This window comes from Streptomyces sp. BHT-5-2, from assembly GCF_019774615.1.
GTDB lineage: Bacteria > Actinomycetota > Actinomycetes > Streptomycetales > Streptomycetaceae > Streptomyces.
Map to the genome: position 1 here is coordinate 3451395 of NZ_CP081496.1, position 17170 is coordinate 3468564.

Annotated in this window: 13 protein-coding genes and 1 pseudogene; 9 read left to right on the top strand and 5 right to left on the bottom strand. The window is 71.7% G+C overall.

Features of this window, described 5'->3' with window-relative positions:
* Positions 1-52: 52 nt before the first annotated feature.
* Positions 53-6451 carry a non-ribosomal peptide synthetase gene (locus K2224_RS15420; protein WP_260692659.1) on the bottom strand — a complete coding sequence of 2133 codons (6399 nt, stop codon included), beginning with the start codon at positions 6449-6451 and terminating at the stop codon, positions 53-55.
* A 767-nt stretch (positions 6452-7218) separates the two neighbouring features.
* Here K2224_RS15420 and K2224_RS15425 point away from each other — a divergent pair.
* A complete protein-coding gene (locus K2224_RS15425) occupies positions 7219-7545 on the top strand; it encodes an Lsr2 family protein (RefSeq protein WP_221907088.1) in 327 nt (108 codons plus the stop codon).
* A 367-nt stretch (positions 7546-7912) separates the two neighbouring features.
* Positions 7913-8317 carry a hypothetical protein gene (locus tag K2224_RS15430; protein ID WP_221907089.1) on the top strand — a complete coding sequence of 135 codons (405 nt, stop codon included), beginning with the start codon at positions 7913-7915 and terminating at the stop codon, positions 8315-8317.
* 242 nt (positions 8318-8559) lie between these two features.
* Here K2224_RS15430 and K2224_RS15435 read toward each other — a convergent pair whose 3' ends face one another.
* The gene (locus K2224_RS15435) at positions 8560-9078 is read right to left on the bottom strand and encodes a hypothetical protein (protein ID WP_260692660.1); all 519 of its coding nucleotides are present in this window, start codon (positions 9076-9078) and stop codon (positions 8560-8562) included.
* A gap of 424 nt (positions 9079-9502) precedes the next feature.
* Between K2224_RS15435 and K2224_RS41620 the strand changes: the two genes are divergently transcribed.
* The gene (locus tag K2224_RS41620; RefSeq protein WP_399020052.1) at positions 9503-9823 is read left to right on the top strand and encodes a terpene synthase family protein; all 321 of its coding nucleotides are present in this window, start codon (positions 9503-9505) and stop codon (positions 9821-9823) included.
* Here the strand turns inward: K2224_RS41620 and K2224_RS15445 are convergent.
* Both K2224_RS15445 and K2224_RS15450 read right to left on the bottom strand, forming a co-directional pair.
* Positions 9704-10269, bottom strand: a pseudogene (locus K2224_RS15445) (Tn3 family transposase); the annotation flags it as partial. The gene K2224_RS41620 and the pseudogene K2224_RS15445 sit on opposite strands and share 120 nt — an antisense overlap.
* A 159-nt stretch (positions 10270-10428) precedes the next feature.
* Positions 10429-11082, bottom strand: coding sequence for a TetR/AcrR family transcriptional regulator (locus K2224_RS15450; RefSeq protein ID WP_221907092.1), 654 nt, complete (start codon positions 11080-11082; stop codon positions 10429-10431).
* Positions 11083-11212: 130 nt separating this feature from the next.
* On the opposite strand from K2224_RS15450, the gene K2224_RS15455 reads away from it, so the two are divergent.
* From K2224_RS15455 to K2224_RS15470, 4 genes are all read left to right on the top strand, one after another.
* Positions 11213-12175, top strand: coding sequence for an alpha/beta hydrolase (locus tag K2224_RS15455; protein WP_221907093.1), 963 nt, complete (start codon positions 11213-11215; stop codon positions 12173-12175).
* A 16-nt stretch (positions 12176-12191) separates the two neighbouring features.
* Entirely contained in the window at positions 12192-13169 is a 978-nt protein-coding gene (locus tag K2224_RS15460; RefSeq protein ID WP_221907094.1) for an aldo/keto reductase, read from the top strand.
* Positions 13170-13205: 36 nt separating this feature from the next.
* Positions 13206-13655 (top strand): hypothetical protein, encoded by a 450-nt coding sequence (locus tag K2224_RS15465; protein WP_221907095.1) that lies wholly within the window; start codon positions 13206-13208, stop codon positions 13653-13655.
* Positions 13656-13748: 93 nt separating this feature from the next.
* A complete protein-coding gene (locus tag K2224_RS15470; protein WP_221907096.1) occupies positions 13749-14528 on the top strand; it encodes an NAD(P)-binding domain-containing protein in 780 nt (259 codons plus the stop codon).
* A gap of 31 nt (positions 14529-14559) precedes the next feature.
* Here the strand turns inward: K2224_RS15470 and K2224_RS15475 are convergent, their stop codons facing one another.
* Positions 14560-15396 (bottom strand): helix-turn-helix domain-containing protein, encoded by an 837-nt coding sequence (locus K2224_RS15475; protein WP_221907097.1) that lies wholly within the window; start codon positions 15394-15396, stop codon positions 14560-14562.
* Between the two features lie 102 nt (positions 15397-15498).
* Here K2224_RS15475 and K2224_RS15480 point away from each other — a divergent pair, with 102 nt between their 5' ends.
* Both K2224_RS15480 and K2224_RS15485 read left to right on the top strand, forming a co-directional pair.
* A complete protein-coding gene (locus tag K2224_RS15480) occupies positions 15499-16095 on the top strand; it encodes an NADPH-dependent FMN reductase (RefSeq protein ID WP_221907098.1) in 597 nt (198 codons plus the stop codon).
* 11 nt (positions 16096-16106) lie between these two features.
* Complete coding sequence (locus K2224_RS15485) at positions 16107-17075, top strand: aldo/keto reductase (protein WP_221909723.1); 969 nt, start codon at positions 16107-16109, stop codon at positions 17073-17075.
* Positions 17076-17170 lie beyond the last annotated feature (95 nt).

Consider the following 17170-nt stretch of genomic DNA (forward strand, 5'->3'; position numbering starts at 1 on the left):
CGAGAAAGCGGGTGCGGTGGTCCCGGCCGCGGGGGGCCGGGACCGGCAGCGGTCAGCTGGTCGCGGGCGCGGGGGCATCGCCCGGTACGGCCGATGCGGTGTCCGGGGCTGGTGCGAGCGTGGCGGCCAGGGCAGCCGGGGTGGCCCGTTGCATCACCTGGGCCAGGGTGGCTGCGGGGTTGAGGTGTTCCCGCAGGCGCTGGAGCAGCCGGGCTGCGAGCAGTGAATGCCCGCCCAGGTGGAAGAAGTTATCGTCCACAGCGACCCGTTCCAGGCCCAGGACGTCGGCGAACGCCTCGGTCACCACAAGCTCGGCCGGTGTGCGCGGCTCCCGCGTCCCGGCCGGCCCGCGCTCGGGTTCGGGCAGGGCCCGGCGATCCACCTTGCCGTTGACGGTCAGCGGCATGCACGGCAGCACCATCACCCGGGCGGGCAGCATGAAGTCCGGGAGTACCTGGGCCAGCGCATCCCGCAGAGCGGCACCCTCCAACGGACCGCCGGCCTCCGGCGAACCCACCGCGTAGCCGGTCAACTCCTTGCCGCCGCGTCCGTCCGGTCCTGCCACCACGGCGGCCTGCACCACACCGGGCAGGGCGGCCAGGGCGGCCCGCACCTCGTCCGGCTCGATCCGGTGCCCGCGGATCTTGACCTGGTCGTCGTTGCGCCCGGCGAATTCCAACGTGCCGTCCGGGAGTCTGCGGGCCAGGTCGCCGGTGCGGTACATCCGTGAACCGGGTGGCCCCCAGGGGTCGGCGACGAACCGTGCGGAGGTCAGCCCCGGGCGGCCCAGGTAGCCACGGGCCACCTGGTCACCCGCCAGATAGAGCTCGCCGGGCAACCCGTCGGGGACCGGACGCAACCCCGCGTCCAGCAGCATCACCCGGGAGCCGGGCACCGGGTCGCCGATGCCGGGCCGCGCGGGCCAGTGGGCCGGCTCCCCGGTGACCTCTCCCGCGGTCACCACGTGCGTCTCTGCCGGGCCGTAGTGGTTGTGCAGGCGCTTGCCGCTGCGCGCGCACAACGCACGCAGCGGCGATCCGACCACGAGTGCCTCACCGGCCTGTACCAGATGCCGCAGATCGGGCAGCAGCTCCCGCTCTCCGTCGGCGAACTCGCACAGTGCCGCCAGCACGGGTGTAGGGGCGAACAGCTCGGTAACCCGGTGGGTCCGCAGCCAGGCGACCCAGGCGGCGGCGTCGGCGCGGGTGTCCGCGTCAGGCACCGCCAGAGTCCGCCCCGTGCACAGCGAGGTGAGGACTTCCTGGGTGGCGACGTCGAACGCCATCGAGGTGAACTGGGCTGTAACCGCGCCCGGTTCGGCCGGGAAGCGCTGCTCGTGCCAGTCCACCAGTCGGTCCATGGCGGCGCCGGGCATCACTACCGCCTTCGGCATTCCCTGTGTCCCGGAGGTGTGCACCACGTAGGCCGGGTGGCCGGGCAGCCGGGCGGGACGGACACGGCGGTCGGCGGGCAGTGGCTCGGGGGACACATGACGTGCCTCCAGTGGCATCCGGGGCACGGCGGAGACCAGCGCCAGGGCCTCGTCGAACTCCTGATGTTGTACGAGCAGGGCGGGGCGTCCTTCGGCGGCCAGCGCCGCCACGCGTGGTGCGGGGTGGCGCGGGTCCAGCCACAGATAGGCGGCACCGGCCTTGAGTACCGCCAGCATCGCCGCCACCGCGTCGCGGCCGCGCCGCAGGCACAGGGCCACCACGTCCTCGGCGCCCACGCCCCGGGCGGCCAGCTCTGCGGCCAGCCGGTCCGAGGCCGCGTCCAGGCCCCGGTAGTCCAGCACCCCACCACCGTCCACCACGGCCGCCCGTCCAGGTGCCATCCTCACCTGCGCAGCGAACCGCTCCAGCACCGGCACCGCGGCGGGCAGCCGCTCCGGTGCCTGCGGCCGGGCCGGCGCGATTGCGGGGCCGACCGGGTGGGCGGCGGGCACGGACAGATCCGCGGCCAGCGCGTCCAGCGCCTCGACGAACCGGGTACCGACCTCCCGGGCACCGGCTTCGCCGAGCCTTCCCGGCTGGTACTGGACCCGGACGGTGATCTGCTCACCGGGCGAGACCAGCACGCACAGCGGATAGTGCGTGCCGTTCTCCACCCGGCTGGACGTCACCCGCAGGTCTGTGCCCCACTGGGTGGCGAAGGCGTCGGTGTAGGTCTCCAGCACGACGACGGTGTCGAAGAGCTCGCGCAGCCCGACGGCACGGATGATCTCCGCCAGGCCCAGATGCTGGGAGGGCATCATCTCGGTCCGCTGCTCCTGAAGTGCCGTCAGGAGGCCGCCCCGGTCGCCGGCCGTGGAGGTGTCCACCCGTACCGGCACCGCGTTGTTCATCAGTCCGACCATGGACTCGACGCCGGGCAGATGGGGTGGACGGTCGGCGACTACCGTGCCGAACACCACATCGGTGCGGCCGGTCAGCTGGGCCAGCACCAGCGCCCAGGCACCCAGGACCAGAGTGTTGAGGGAGAGTGCCCGTTCGCGTGCCTGAGCCCGCAGGGCGGTCGTACGCTCGGCCGGCAGCTCCAGCAGCACCGTGTGCGGACGGTCCTGCTCCGCGCTTCCCGGGGAGGTCAACAGCGTCGGCTCGGTCACACCGTCGAGCAGAGCCTGCCAGTGTTTGCCCGCCAACGCCACGTCCTGGCCGGCGACGTGGCGCAGGTAGGCGAGCGCGGACGGCCGGTCGGCGGGCCTCGGCACGGCACCCGAGGCGGCCTGGCCGTACAGGGCCGCCAGGTCGTCCAGGACCACCTGCATCGACCAGCCGTCCATGAGGATGTGGTGGTAGCTCAGCAACAGTCGCACGCGGTCGTCGCCCAAGCGCAGCAGCACGGCCCGCAGCAGCGGCGGCGCGGCCAGATCGAACGGCTCGTCCCGGTCCCTGCGGGTCTCCTCGTCGGCGGCCCGCTCCCGATCCGCCTCGGGCAGCCGCGACAGGTCGATCTCCCTCAGTGGGACCTCGACCGTCTCGGGCACGGTCTGTACCGCCCGGCCGCGGCAGTCCCAGCGGAACCTGGCCCGCAGCGCCGGGTGCTGAGCGGTGAGCGCGGACAGCGCCGTGCGCAGCGCGGCCGTGTCCACCGGTCCATCGAGCTCGAGAACGGTCTGGACGTGGTACGGGTCGGCAGTGCCCTCGCCGCGGTGGGCGTGGTAGAGGAGTCCCTCCTGGAGCGGGGAGCAGGGCCACTGTTCCTCCTTGCGCTGCGCGGGCACAGCCGGCGCACCGACCCGTTCCCTCGCACCACCGTCCGCCGCGCGGGCCAGCGCGGCCAGTACACCGGCCCACTCCGCTGCCAGTCCCGCCGCGTCGCTGCTGTCCACCAGCCGCGCCGACCAGCGCCAGAGCGCGGTGAGCATGGGCTCCCCGGTGCGCTCGTCGACGACGGCGTTGATCTCCAGCGGGTGGGACAACGGCTGCCGGGCGGCACGGTGGATACCCAGCACCGGTGCCTCGGCGGCGTACGGCCAAGGGTCGCGGCCCGGAACGGCGTAGCGGCCCAGGTAGTTGAAGAGCACCGGTCGGCCCGGCGCGGCGGACAGCAGACCGGCAGCCTGCGGGTGCAGGTGGCGCAGCAGCCCGTACGACGCGCGGTCCTGTGGCACCTGCTGCCACTGCCGCCGGATCGCGCGTACGGCATCGGCCAGGGCCGCATCCTCCGCACCGGGGTCCGTCGCAGCGCTGGCCGCCTGCCAGGGGCACTCAAGGCGGACCGGGAACATGCACGTGAACCAGCCGACCGTGGCGGAGACATCGATGGACGAATCGGCCGCCACGGTGTCCCGGCCGTGCCCCTCGGTGTCCAGGACCAGCGTCCGGGAGCCGCCACGCCGGGCCGCGGCCACCGTCAGCGCGGCCAGCAACAGCTCCTGCGTGGTGGCACCGAAGTACGCCGGGGCGGTGGTGAGCAAGGCCCGACCGACCTCGGGAGGAAGTACCGACTCCAGAGTGCGGGACGTACCGATGGTGTCCAGCTCCGGAATCAGCGGCCCACCGGCGGGCCACGGCATGACTGACGGGGCTGTTGCCACCTGCCAGTGCGGCAGCGTCGCCAGCACCTCGGCACTGTCGGCCCGTGCGTTGTGCGCCTGCACCCAGCGGCGGTAGGCAGTGGCCGACCCCCAGGCGCCCAGTGTGCGCGGGTCCTCGGCGGCCCGCGCCAGGTCCTGCATCAGCACCTGCCAGGAGACCCCGTCGACCACCAGATGGTGCACGACCAGCAGTAGGCGGCCCGGTCGCCCGGGGCCCGCGTCCCACCACACCGCGCGCAGCGTCCGCCCGGCGGGCAGGTCCAGCGACCGCATGGCGCGCCCCACCGCCTCCTGGACCGCGCGCGACGATGGAGCGCCCGGCGACTCCCGCACATCCACCACGTCCAGTAGCCCGGCCGCGTCCACCTCGCCCGGCGGCAGCACCTCGGGCTGCCACACGGCCTCGGTGGACGGGTCGGGCAGCCGGGTGCGCAGGGCGTCGTGCCGGTCGAGCACCGTCTGCAGGGCGCCTAGGAGTGCCTCGGGTTCCAGGCCGGGCGGCGTCTCTACCAGCACCGACTGGACGAACTCGGCCACCCCCGCCCCCTGTTCGCGCAGCCACAGCGCGATCGGCGGCAGGCCGAGGCTGCCGGTGGCCGACTGGTGCAGCAGGTCCGCGACCGGAGCCGTCACCTGAGCGGCGGCGGCCAGGGCGCCGGGGGTGCGCAGCCTGAAGACGTCCTGCGAGCTGATGGCCACGTTCTCCCGGCGTACCCGGCTGACCAGGCGCATCGCGGTGATGCTGTCGCCGCCGAGCGCGAAGAAATCGTCGTCGGTACCCACACCCGGCAGGCCCAGCAGCTCCGCGAAGGCCGCGCACAGCGCCCGCTCGGCCGGCGTGTGCGGTAGGCCCACACCACCTCGCGCGGCCGCGGGCGCGGGCAGCGCCGCCAGGTCCACCTTGCCGTTCACGGTCAGCGGGATCTCGTCGATCAGGATCACGGTCGCGGGCACCAGGTATTCCGGCAGCACCTGGCTCAGCCGGGAGCACAGGCCCTCCCCGGTGACGCCGGTCGCGCCACGTTCGGGAACCGCATAGCCGACCAGCCGCCCGTCCCTCGCCACCACGACCGCCTGCGCCACCCCGGCCAGGGCAGCCAGGGCGGCACGTGCCTCGCCCGGCTCGACCCGGTGGCCGCGGATCTTGACCTGGTCGTCGTCGCGTCCCAGGTACTCCAGTACGCCGTCGGCCCCCCGCACAGCACGGTCACCGGTGCGGTACATGCGGGCACCGGCCGGGCCGCACGGGTCGGCGACGAAACGTTCCGCGGTCAGGCCGGGCCGGCCCAGGTAACCGCGGGCGACCTGCTCTCCCGCCACGTACACCTCACCGGGCTCGCCAGCGGGAACCTCGGCCAGATCGGGACCGAGCAGTCGCACGGCGACCCCCGGCAGCCCGGTACCGATCGGCACCCGGCCGACAGGCACCGGCTCCCCGGGCAACACCAGGTGGAGCGTGGTGAACGTGGTGCACTCCGTCGGGCCATAACCGTTGCCGAGCACCACCTCCGGGCACACGGCACGGACCTGCGCGAACGCCTGCGGGTCGACGGCCTCACCGCCGGCGAGCACCGTGTGCAGCCCGCGCAGCGCGCCCGGGTCGTCGGCGGCGATCTGGGCGAACCAGGCGGCAGTGAGGAAGATCCCGGTGACTCCGTGCGCAGCGACCAGGGCGGCCAGCCTGTGCGCGTCCACCCGGTCATCGGCGGGAACGACCACGGTGCCGCCCCGGGTGAGCGACGGCCACAGGTCGTGGCTGAGCGCGTCGAAGCCCAGCGCCGAGAGCAGCGCGGTGACCCGGTGACCGGGCCCATCCCAGTGCGGGGCGGCGGCGAAGCGCCCCAGGTTGCGGTGGGTGACCTGGACACCCTTGGGGCAGCCGGTCGACCCCGAGGTGTAGAACACACAGGCCACACGGTCGAGTTCACCGTCCGGGCCAGCCGGGGCCAGGATCGGCGTCATGTCGGGGACCACCCCGGGTGAAGCGGGCACGGCAACGGGCAGCGGACCACCCGGGTGAGCCGGCGCCTCGGCGGGGACGAGCACCGCCACGCATCCCGCGTCGGCCTCAATAGCCAACAGCCGCTCAGCCGGCGTACGCGGATCCAGGACCACCGCGGCGGCACCGGTCTCGAAGACCGCGAGCAACGAGACGATCAGCCGCGCCGAGCGCGGCAGCCGCAGCGAAACCGCCGTCCCCGGGCCGACGTCGACCTCGCGCAGCCGAAACGCCAATTCCGCAGCCCAGGAACACAGTTCGCGGTACGACCAACTCCTGCCTCCCTCTTCCACGACCGCGGGCCCATCCGGCTCGCGGTGTGCGGCGGATGCGACGGCCCGGTGCACAGGCAGAAGGGCACTGCTATCGCCAACTGGGTAGTCAGGTACCCACGCCGCTGCTGAAGAGATCATGAGAGATATCCAAGCGGCGCCCCAGGACCCACCCCGCGGCCCATCACCCGGATGGAGTATCGCGACCACCCGATCGAGAAGCAGGTTTCACGAGCGGTCGCTCGTGAAACACCTGGCCGACCGGCGGTCCACCTGCATCGACCGTGCTTCATGAGTCCTGGCAAGCGACTCGATGTCTGAAAAGCCCTCATGAAACAGTCCGGGGTCGTAAGCGATGACTTCAAGCACGTGGAATCTCGCGACTGCCCGATGTCCACCTGTGCCGCCCCCGCAGGCTCGCCGTGCCGGACAGGCAAGGGCAAGGTGACCATCCAGCACCACACCGCCCGCTTCCGCCTCGTGCCCCAACTCACCAAGGCGCCCAACGTGCCGACCCCGGCCGTGCGCAAGCCGGGCTCGCCGTGGACCGAGCCACCCCGGCCCACGAGCGCCGGCGCCCAGCCGGTCGGGCAAGTCCATCTCGGGTACGCCCGCGTCTCGACTACTCGACAGTCCCTGGACGCGCAGCCGGACTCCCCCGCCGAGGCCCGGCGGGCACCCCAGCAGGGGTTCGCTCTGCGCATCTCACACACCAGGGCCTCGGCCTCACCTGAGCGAAGCCGCACTCGTCACGACCGTCCGCGCCTTCCCGGAAGCCCATGCGCGGAGGGGAGGGGCAGTGCGCTGAGGCGAGACAAAGCCGGCAAGGGCCGCCGCCAGTTCGGCGGGCTCCTGGATCAGGCCGTCGGCAGCCAAGACCATGCAACGTCAGCTCATGCAATCTCGCCATGGCCCAGAAGGTTGTAACCATCTACACAGATGACCTCACGGGTGAAGAATCCTCGGAGGCCACCACCCACATCTTCAGCCTTGACGGTGTGCAGTACGAGATTGATCTGGCTCCTGACGGCAACGACCAACTGCTCGAGGCCGTCGCCCCGTTCATGAAGGCCGGGCGAAAGACCGGAAGGACCCGCAAGGCCCACAGGGCCACTCCCGCCAGTCGTGACGACGGCGCCGCAATTCGCGCATGGGCCAAGGACGCCGGCTACACCGTTCCCGACCGCGGGCGCGTGCCGGCCGAGGTCCGCGAAGCATACGCCGAGGCCCACTGACCTTCGCCTCGCGACCGGTCGACATCCTGTCCGGACCGGCAGCGTACGGACGACGCAGGCCAGCGGGTCAGGTGCCGCCCACTGCTCTCCCCGCCGACGGCCGTCCCATCACGGGCACGGCCATCACGGCCGAGGCGGCCAAGGAGCTGCTGGTACAGCTGAGGCCGGCTGCTGACCACGTGCAGCGCCCGCACGGCCCGCCCACCCCATGAGCCCCCGAAAGCCGCTCCGTGCGCTTCCGGGCGGTTCTGTAACAACCGGCCGACAGTCCACCGATATGTGCCGGTGCATGGAACGCTGATGGGCCCCTGGTCATGTTCCTCGGTGAGGCCGCCAACGGCCCATACACCGTCTGTGAGGAACTCCCATGAACCGTGCACTTCGCTACGCCACCGTCGGTGCCCTCGCCGCCTCCCTGCTCGCCGGCGGCTCGGCCGCCGCCTTCGCCGCACCGCAGGACCTGCACGCCGCCAAGCCGACCGCCGCGCCGGCCGCCGCCTCGCTGACCGCCAAGGCCAGCGCGACCACGGTCAAGGCATGGCAGCAGTTCCAGATCTCCGGCACCGCCGTCGGCAAAGGCACCGAGGGCGACAGCAGCGTCACCGTCCAGCAGAAGCAGGGAAAGAAGTGGGTGTCGCTGCCCGCCAAGGCACCGATCAACGACCGCGGTGCCTACTCGGTCCGGGTCAAGCTCGGCCACAAGGGCGTCAACCAGCTCCGGATAGTCTCCGAGAGCGGCGAGTCGCCGGTGATCAAGGTCACCGTCCGCTGACCTGATCGCGGCCAGTCAGGGCGCGCCCTAGGACACACGTCACTTCACGGATGAACCTCGCTTACCGAGGGATGCCACCCTAGGGCGTCACCCACGAGATTGCGGACGGTCGTCCACACCGCGGCGAGGCCGAACACCACGGCATTGCCGCGAGCCGTCAGCTGCGATCGGCACGCCCGGGTTGGGGGTGACGGCCCTTTCGGCACCCGGTATGCATGCGGTCGAACGCTGGCTCAGTCGTCTCAGTCGTCGGCGGCGACCAGGAGGGCGAGGATGCCGAGGCGGCGGTCGATGAGCACGAGTTCATGGAACTCGATGTGGATGGGGCCGTAGTCGTGGTGCGCGTCCTCGGGGAGGGCTCCGAGTGCGTACCGGCTGGTCGCCTGGCGGATCGGGGTGTAGACCGCCTCTTGAAGCCTCGCGTTCAGGTCTGGGGGAAGTGGGGCACCGCTGGTGGCCCACGTGCAAATCGTGCCGGTCGCGCTCGACTCGTCGACCGCCGCATATGTGCCGGGAGTGATCCGATCCGCCCACCACTGACCATGGCGCGGTTCGAGCCAGACGCCGGCCCCGTCGTAGGTGTCCCGGAACTCCGGGTGGGCGATCAAGGCGGTCAGCAAGTCCTGGTCGGTCGGCGAGCCGGAGGGTAGGTGGAAACGCTTGATGTGAACCCATCGGTATCCGTGGCCCCGCCCGTCCGGGAAGTCGAAGTTCTTGAAGTTGATGAAGGGGCTGTCCCAGTGAGTGAGCGCATGGTGCATACCGATCAGGATCACCCAGGGCCCCGGGCGGCCAAAATCGCAGATGAGGCGCACCTTCACGGCCTTCAGGGCCAACCACGACGCTCACCCGGGCCAACTGTGGTCGACAGCGCAGAGGAAGAGCGTTCCCTGCGGTGTCCACAGTCTGGAGAATGCCTGATGGAGAGACCAGTGACGTCCCGTCACGGCTGCCATGCGAGGGGGCGTTCCTGATGCCGCAAGACGCCGTGTTCTTCATGCCTTGTCCGCGCCGGTCGCACCCGGACGGGGATGCTGCGCTGGAGCGCAACGTCCGGTGGGCCCGCGGGCTGGGCTCCTGCCGGTCGACAGTGCTGTCGAGCTGTACGTTTTCAGCGAGGGGGCGCGGTTCGGCCCGGAGTTCTGTCCGGAGGCCGGTGACGATGTCGATCTGCTGACCGACGCGATGACGTTCTTCTTCATTCTCGATGACTTCTTCGACACCCCGTCCGGACAGCCCGCGGACGAGGCCGTGGCCGCTGCTCTGGAGATGGCCGACCTGCTGGGCAACCTTCGGCACGTCCTGCGTGGAGGAGCCCCGGTGATTGTCGTGGCCTTCGCGGACCTGTGGAAGCGCATGTGTAAGGGCCAGTCGGCGACCTGGCGCCAGCACACACATCACGTACGCATCCCGGTCCACCGCGCCCTGCGGCGGATCGGGGTTGGCGTGCACCGCCTTGCGCCACACGGACGGCACGAGCTTGTCGTCCACCTCGCGCGGCAGTAGCGACTTGACGCCCGCCTTCCGCCGCGCCAGCGCCGGAAGGCCGCGGCCCTCGGCCAGGACCCGCTTGCCGGCGCTCGCCGCGTCCAGCGCCTTGACTCGCCCAGCAGCGACAGGAACGGGCGCACCGTCGCATACCGGGTCGCGAGCGCGGCCCGCAGGGCGACCTCGACCCAGTCCTCGTCCTCGTCCTCGGGCACCAGCGAGACCATCGTGGGGGCCGCCGTCAGCACGGCGGCGCGCGGGGCGACTTCCTCCACCGTCGCCCACAGCGTGGCCACGTCCAGGTCCGCGCCGTGCTCCTCGGCCAGTTCCAGTTCCTCGAACACCATCTTCGCTGCCCGCGCGAGCGTGCGCGACGCCGTCTCCAGCTGCGGCAGCGTGGACAGCCGCTCCTTCTCCGTCTTCCGCTTCGCCGTGCCCAGCGACCGGGTGGCCATCAGGAGGCGCATGGTCTTCCGCCTCCACTCGAACCACAGCGCCTCACAGCGCAACCAAGATCCCCGACAGAGTCAAGCTGAGCTTGTGCTGCTCCTGCATCCGGCCTCCGGCAACCGGGCCCGGGGCAGCGGCGCATCCCGACCGCATGGCATGCGTGATCCGGCGTGTCAGGGGATCTGGGTCTCGATGTGGGCGAGTTGGGCGGCGAGGATCTCCTCGAACGCGGCGCGGCGGTCTGCTCCGAGGGGGCGGATGTCGCGGGCGAAGTGGGCCAGGGCGGGGAAGTGCTCGGGGTCGGCGCCGAACACCGCGACGCGGAACTGCTCCATGCCCTGTTCGTGCTCCTTGGGGGCGACGGTGCCGATCCCGGCCTCGGAGGCGATCAGCGCGGCGAGGAGGATCACGATCCGGTGGTATCGCACCGGGACCTCCTCGTCGGGCAGGCCGGAGGCGCGCAGGGCCTGTAGCAGTTCTTCCATGACCAGTCGGGATCCGGTGCCGCCCGACGCATAGCGTCCCCACACCGTGGCGAGTTGGGGTTGCTCGCCGAAGGCTTCGCGCAGGCGTAGGGCCAGGGCGGTGATGCGTTGCTTCCAGTCGCCCTCGGGGCGGTAGCCGTCCATGGCTGCCAGCAGGATCCGGTCGGCGACCGCGCGCAGCAGCTCGGTCTTGTTGCGGAAGTGCCGGTAGAGGCTGGAGGAGTCGGTCCCGAGCGCTGCGGCGAGTTTGCGCACGCTGAACGACTCGGCGTCGCTCGTGCGCAGCAGTTCCGCTGCCGTGTCGAGGATCTCCTCGGTCGTCCATCGCCTTCGGCCAGTCATCTCGCCCCTCTCGTCCAGCCTCAGCCTAACCTATGCACTTGCTGATGCACGCACCGCGTGCATAATGAGGGCGACGCACTGTCCGACCGCGATGAACACCCGGCTTCCGGCCGGGAGGAGAGACGGAGACATGAGCGAGACCACTACCGCGACACGGCCGCCGGAGCCGGACTTCTCGGCGATCACCACCGAGCAACTACGCGCCTACCGCGACGCGGAGAACCGCTGGCGGGCCTCCAGCGGGGCCCGGACGCTCCTCGGAGAGCCGGACCCCGGCGCCACGATCGACTGGCAGGCGATCGCGCTGCCCGACCGCGACATCCCGGTCCGGGTGTACCGTCCGGCCCCGACGGGAGACACCGAAGCCGCAGCCCGAACCGACCTGCCACTCGTGATCCACGTCCACGGAGGCAGCTTCGTGGGCACAGCGGTGCAGTGCGACTGGACCAACAGCCACCTCGCCGCCCGACTGCCCGCCCTCGTCGTCTCGGTCGAGCACCGCCTCCTCGCCCCCGGCAGCCCCCTCGCGAACGCCGCCGACGACGGCTGGGACGTGCTCGACCACGTGGTGCGGCACGCCGCGCAGTGGGGCGTCGCCCCCGCGCGGGCGGCCGTCTTCGGTGAGAGCTGCGGCGCGCTGATCAGCGCCCTGACCGCCATCAGAGCCCGGGAGGCCGGCCTGGATCTCAAGGCGCAGGTGCTGGTCAACCCGGCAGTCGACGTGACCGAGACGATGTTCGACCACCCCTCGATCGCCGAGTACGCATACAGCCCGACCCGGGCCCTGCCGCTACTGCGGCTCTTCCAACAGCTCGCCGTCCCGCCGGGAACCGACGCCCGCACGCTCTCGCCGCTGTACGCAAACGACCTGAGCGGGCTCGCCCCGGCGCTCGTGGTGGTGCCCACCCAGGACGCGGTCGCCGACCACGGCCGCCGCTACGCGAAGCGACTGCGCGAGGCAGGGTCCTCCGTGCGGCTCTGCGAATACCCGGGCGCAAAGCACGCGTTCCTCACCCTGCCCGGCGTGGAACCCCAGGCCGAGGCCGCCCAGGCGGAGATCCTCACGTTCCTCCGCGCGGCCCTGACAAAGTGAAAGTGACGGAGGAGCAATGAACCCCACCCTTGGACCCGACGGCCCAGCGATCTCCCGACTCGGCCTCGGCTGCATGAGCATGACCGGCAGCTACGGCCCCACCGGCCCGCACGAGGCCGCAGCCACCCTGCTGGAGGCCCTCGATTCGGGCATCACCATGTTCGACACCGGCGACTTCTACGGCGACGGAGCCAACGAGGAACTCCTCGGCCGGACCCTCGCACCGCACCGTGACCGTGCCGTGCTGGCCACCAAGACCGGCGTCCGCCGCACCACCGAGGGCCTGGTCCCCGCCGGCTCACCAAGCGATCTGCGGCGTGCCTGCGAAGCCTCGTTGCGCCGCCTGCGCACCGATCACATCGACCTGTACTACCTCGCCCGTATCGACCCCGCCGTCCCCGTCGAGGAATCCGTCGGCGCCCTGGCCGACCTGGTCGCCCAGGGCAAGGTAGGCCACATCGGCCTGTCCGAAGTCTCGGCCGCAACTCTTCGCCGCGCGCACGCCGTCCATCCGATCAGCGCCGTCCAGACCGAGTACTCGCTGTGGGAACGCCATGTCGAAAACGACATCCTGCCCACGATCCGCAGTCTCGGCGCCACCCTCATCGCCTACAGCCCCCTCGGCCGCGGCCTGCTCACCGGAGCCGTCCGCACCACCACGCGCTACGAACCCGGCGACTTCCGCGCCACCGCCCCCCGCTACAACGGCGACGACCTCAAGGCCAACCTGACCACCGTCGACGCCATCACCCACCTCGCCGCCGCAAAGCACGCCACCCCCGCCCAGATCGCCCTCGCCTGGCTCCTCACCCGCGGCAGCGACGTCATCCCCATCCCCGGCAGCTCCCGCCGCCCCCACCTGCGCGACAACCTCGCCGCCCTCGATCTGCACCTGACCGCCACCGACCTCGGCGACATCGACGCCGCCATCCCCGACACCGGGGCCCAGGGAGCCCGATACAGCGACCACGGCATCGCCCTGATCGACCAATAAAGAAAAACGAAGAGAACTGACGAGAGAAGCACCCTGATGACGCAACCACCCCATGTACGAGGGCCGCTCGCAGCGATGTATGCGGGTCTTGCGCTCACCGTCCTCGCGACGATCGCCATGTACGTCGACCGCAACACCACCCACCTGCTGGCCGCCCACATCCGGGCCGGCTATCCCAACTACCCTCAGGCGCGGGTCGACTCGGCCGTCACCACCTACCTGATCGTCTTGTCCGTGATCGGAGCACTCGGCGTCCTTGCCTGGCTCACGACGGCCTGGGCTGTCCAGGCAGGCAAACGGTGGGCCCGCCCCGCCGCGACCGTGATGTTCATTCTCGGCACCAGCGTCGGACTGGCCGGGCTGCTGACCGAGGACACCTCTGGCGCGACCGGACTGCCGCCGCAACTGGGTTGGGCCGGGATGGTTCCCTGCCTGGCAGGCGTCGTCGCGATCGCACTGCTGTGGAGGAGACCGCGACTGACGTGACCGCGGCCCCATGCGGCTCCGCACTCCAGGAGCCGACGACAACACCGCACCCGTACAGACATGCACCACCACAGGTCACAACCACCACGCGCCATGGAGGAAGACACAGTGCAGCGCATCGGCATCATCGGAGTGGGCGAGATCGGCCGGGCCATCGTCGAGGGCCTGCGCAACGGGGGCGGTGCGTCGCCCGAGGTCTTCCTCTCTCCCCGGGGGGCCCGCACCACCGCGGAACTGTCCGAGCGCTACGAGGGCGTCCAGGTGTGCGCCGACAACCAGGCAGTGCGGGACCGCTCCGAGGTGGTGATCATCGCCGTGCGCCGCCAGAACCACCACGAGGCCCTCACCGGGCTGAAGATGAACGACGACAAGACCGTGGTCAACCTGATGGCCGGCGTCGCCACCGACGACCTGCGCCGAACCCTCGACACCGGCGCCACGATCGTCCGCGCCATCCCGCTGCCCGCGGTGCGCGAGCGCCGCTCCGTCACCGTGACCTGCCCGTCGCACCCGGTGGTGGACGCTCTCTTTGAACAGCTGGGCGGAGCGCTCCCGGTCGCGGACGAGGCTGCCTTCAACGTCTTCTCCGCACTGACCGGGACGCTCACCGCCCACTACGCCTACCTCGCCACGCTCACCTCGTGGGCCACCGGCCATGGCATCGCCCCCGATGCCGCCGACCGGTATGTGCGGGGCCTCTTCCAGAACGTCGGCCGCTCCCTGGACGACAAGACCCGCCCGCTGCACCAACTCGCCGCCGACCACGAGACGCCCAAAGGGAACAACGAGCGCATCCGCACCACCTGGTTCGATCCGGCCAACGCCGCAGCCCTCAAGAAGGCCCTGGACGGCCTCCTCGCCGATCTGAGCTAGGGCCGGTTTCGGGGCGTCGGATTCGCCACGCTCAGGAGATCGCCCGCAGGCGGGCCGGGGTCGGCTGGGTGAGCCGGTCGAGGTGGGCGGCGGTGTCCTCGTCGGCGGGGAGCAGGACGAGGAGCTGCTGGGCGTCGGCGGTGAGATCCAAGGTCTCGCGCAGCAGGCGGAGTTCGGGCCCGGCCGGGTGCTGGAGGCGGAGCGGGCCGCGGCGGGGGACGCGGTGGTTACCCAGGCGGCGGGTGAACTCGGGGCCGGCCACGGGGGCGAGTTCGGTGCTGAGCCACTCGGAGTTCTCGGCCGAGGGGCCGAGCCAGAGGTCGAATGCCTGCTCGTCGGCGACCTCGTCCCAGTCGGGGAAGAGGGCACGGGACCGGGGGTCGGTGAAGACGTAGCGGGTGAGGTTCGGCGCCGGGCCGTCGAGCAGGCCGGTCGTGCCGAGGACGGCGGCGTAGCCGCTGGTGTGGGCGAGGATGTCGCCGAGGCGGTTGGTGACGGCGGCGACGCCCGGTTCGAGCAGGCGCAGGGTCTCGCGGACGGCCGGGCGGACGTCGCGGGGCGGCGGGGCGGGCCGGGTGCGGCCGGCGCAGGCGCCGCCGGTGATCTTAGCGAGGTAGTGCAGGTGGCCGCGCTCGGCGGGGTCGAGGCTGAGGGCGTCGGCGAGCGCGTGGACCACGGCCGGGGAGGGGTTGCGGTCGCGGCCCTGCTCCAGCCGGGTCAGGTACTCGACGCTGATGCCGGCGCGGACGGCCAGATCGGAGCGGCGCAGCCCGGGCGAGCGGCGGCGGCCGTGGTCGGGCAGGCCGAGCGTCTCGGGTTGGATGCTGTCGCGCTTGGCGCGGATGAAGTCCCCCAGTGGTGTGCCCATGTGACGAGCCTAGTGGTTGGCGGCAGCACGGAGGGTGGCCCTGCGGGGGCCAGCCTGGGCACGGTCTGGTTGGGGCCGGCGGGCGGGCCGATGGTGGTGGACATGGAGAAGAACACGCACAAGTTGGTGATCCTCGTCGGCAGCGTCCGGGAGGGCCGGTTCGGCCCGGTGGTGTCCTCGTGGGTGGCCGAACAGGCCGTCGCGCACGGCGGGTTCGAGGTGGAGGTGGTCGACCTGGCCGAGGTGGACCTCCCACTGGCGCTGCCCGCTGCCCCGCCGAAGTTCGCGGGCGCCGACTACCCCCGCCCGGCCGGGATGGCCGGGCTGACCGAGGCCCTGGAAGGCGCGGACGCCTTCCTGATCGTCACGCCGGAGTACAACCACAGCTACCCCGCCTCGCTGAAGGCCGCCATCGACTGGCACTTCACCCAGTGGACGGCCAAGCCGGTCGCCTTCGTGAGCTACGGCGGCGCGGCCGGCGGCCGGCACGCCGTGCTGCACCTGGAGAACGTGCTGACCGAGCTGCACGCGGTGACCATCCGGGACGGCCTGGCCTTCCCGAACTACTTCACCGCCTGGACGGACGGCCGCCCGGACGACCCGCAGGCGGCCGGCTACGCCAAGTCCATGCTCGACCAACTGTCCTGGTGGGCGGGCGCGTTGAAGCACGCGCGGGCCGCCGAACCGTACCCGGCGTGAGCGGAGGAACGATGGAGTACGTCAAACTTGGCGGCACCGGCCTGACGGTCAGCCGGATCGCGCTCGGCTGCATGGGCTTCGGCGGCAGCGGCCGCGGGCACAACCCGTGGGCGCTGGACGAAGAGGCCGCGGCGCCGGTCTTCCGGCGGGCGGTCGAGCTCGGCATCACCTTCTGGGACACCGCCAACGTGTACGGCGGCGGTGCCTCGGAGGAGCTGGTCGGCCGCGCGGTGCGGCGGTACACCCGTCGCGAAGACGTCGTCCTGGCGACGAAGGTGGGCCTGCCGATGCACGACGGCCCGGGCGGCTCCGGGCTGTCCCGCAAGGCGATCCTGGCGCAGGTGGACGGCTCGCTGACCCGCCTCGGCACCGACTACCTGGACCTCTACCAGCTGCACCGCTTCGACCCGGCGACCCCGGTCGAGGAGACCGTGGCGGCCCTGCGGGAGGTGGTGGCGGCCGGGAAGGTCCGGTACGTGGGTGCCTCCTCGATGTGGGCCTGGCAGTTCGCCAAGCTGCAGCACACCGCGGCGCGGGACGGCGGCCCGGCCTTCGCCTCGATGCAGCACCAGTACAGCCTGATGCAGCGCGAGGAGGAGAGGGAGATGTTCCCGCTGCTCGCCGACCAGGGGGTGGGCAGCCTGGTGTGGTGCCCGCTCGCCTCCGGGCGGCTGGCCCGCCCGTACGGGCAGGCGACGGTCCGCTCGGCCGGGGATCCGGTCGCCCGGCGGTTCTTCGCGGACGTCGACCGGCCGATCGTGGACGCCGTGCAGTCCGTCGCGGGGGCCCGGGGCCTGCCGATGGCGCAGGTCGCGCTCGGTTGGGTGCTGGGCAACCCGGTGGTCACCGCCCCAGTCATCGGCGCGACCCGCCCGGACCACCTGGACGACGCGGCGGCCGCGCTGGATGTCCGGCTGACCGGCGACGAACTCGCGACGCTGGAGCGTCCGTACACCCCCCGGCTGCCCACCGGGTTCTGAACACGAGGTCCGGGAAGACCGGAGCCTCGGCGGTGTTGGCTCCGCCGAGAGGACACGGAAACGGGGGGCGACGATATCGCAGCGGGTCACGGCTG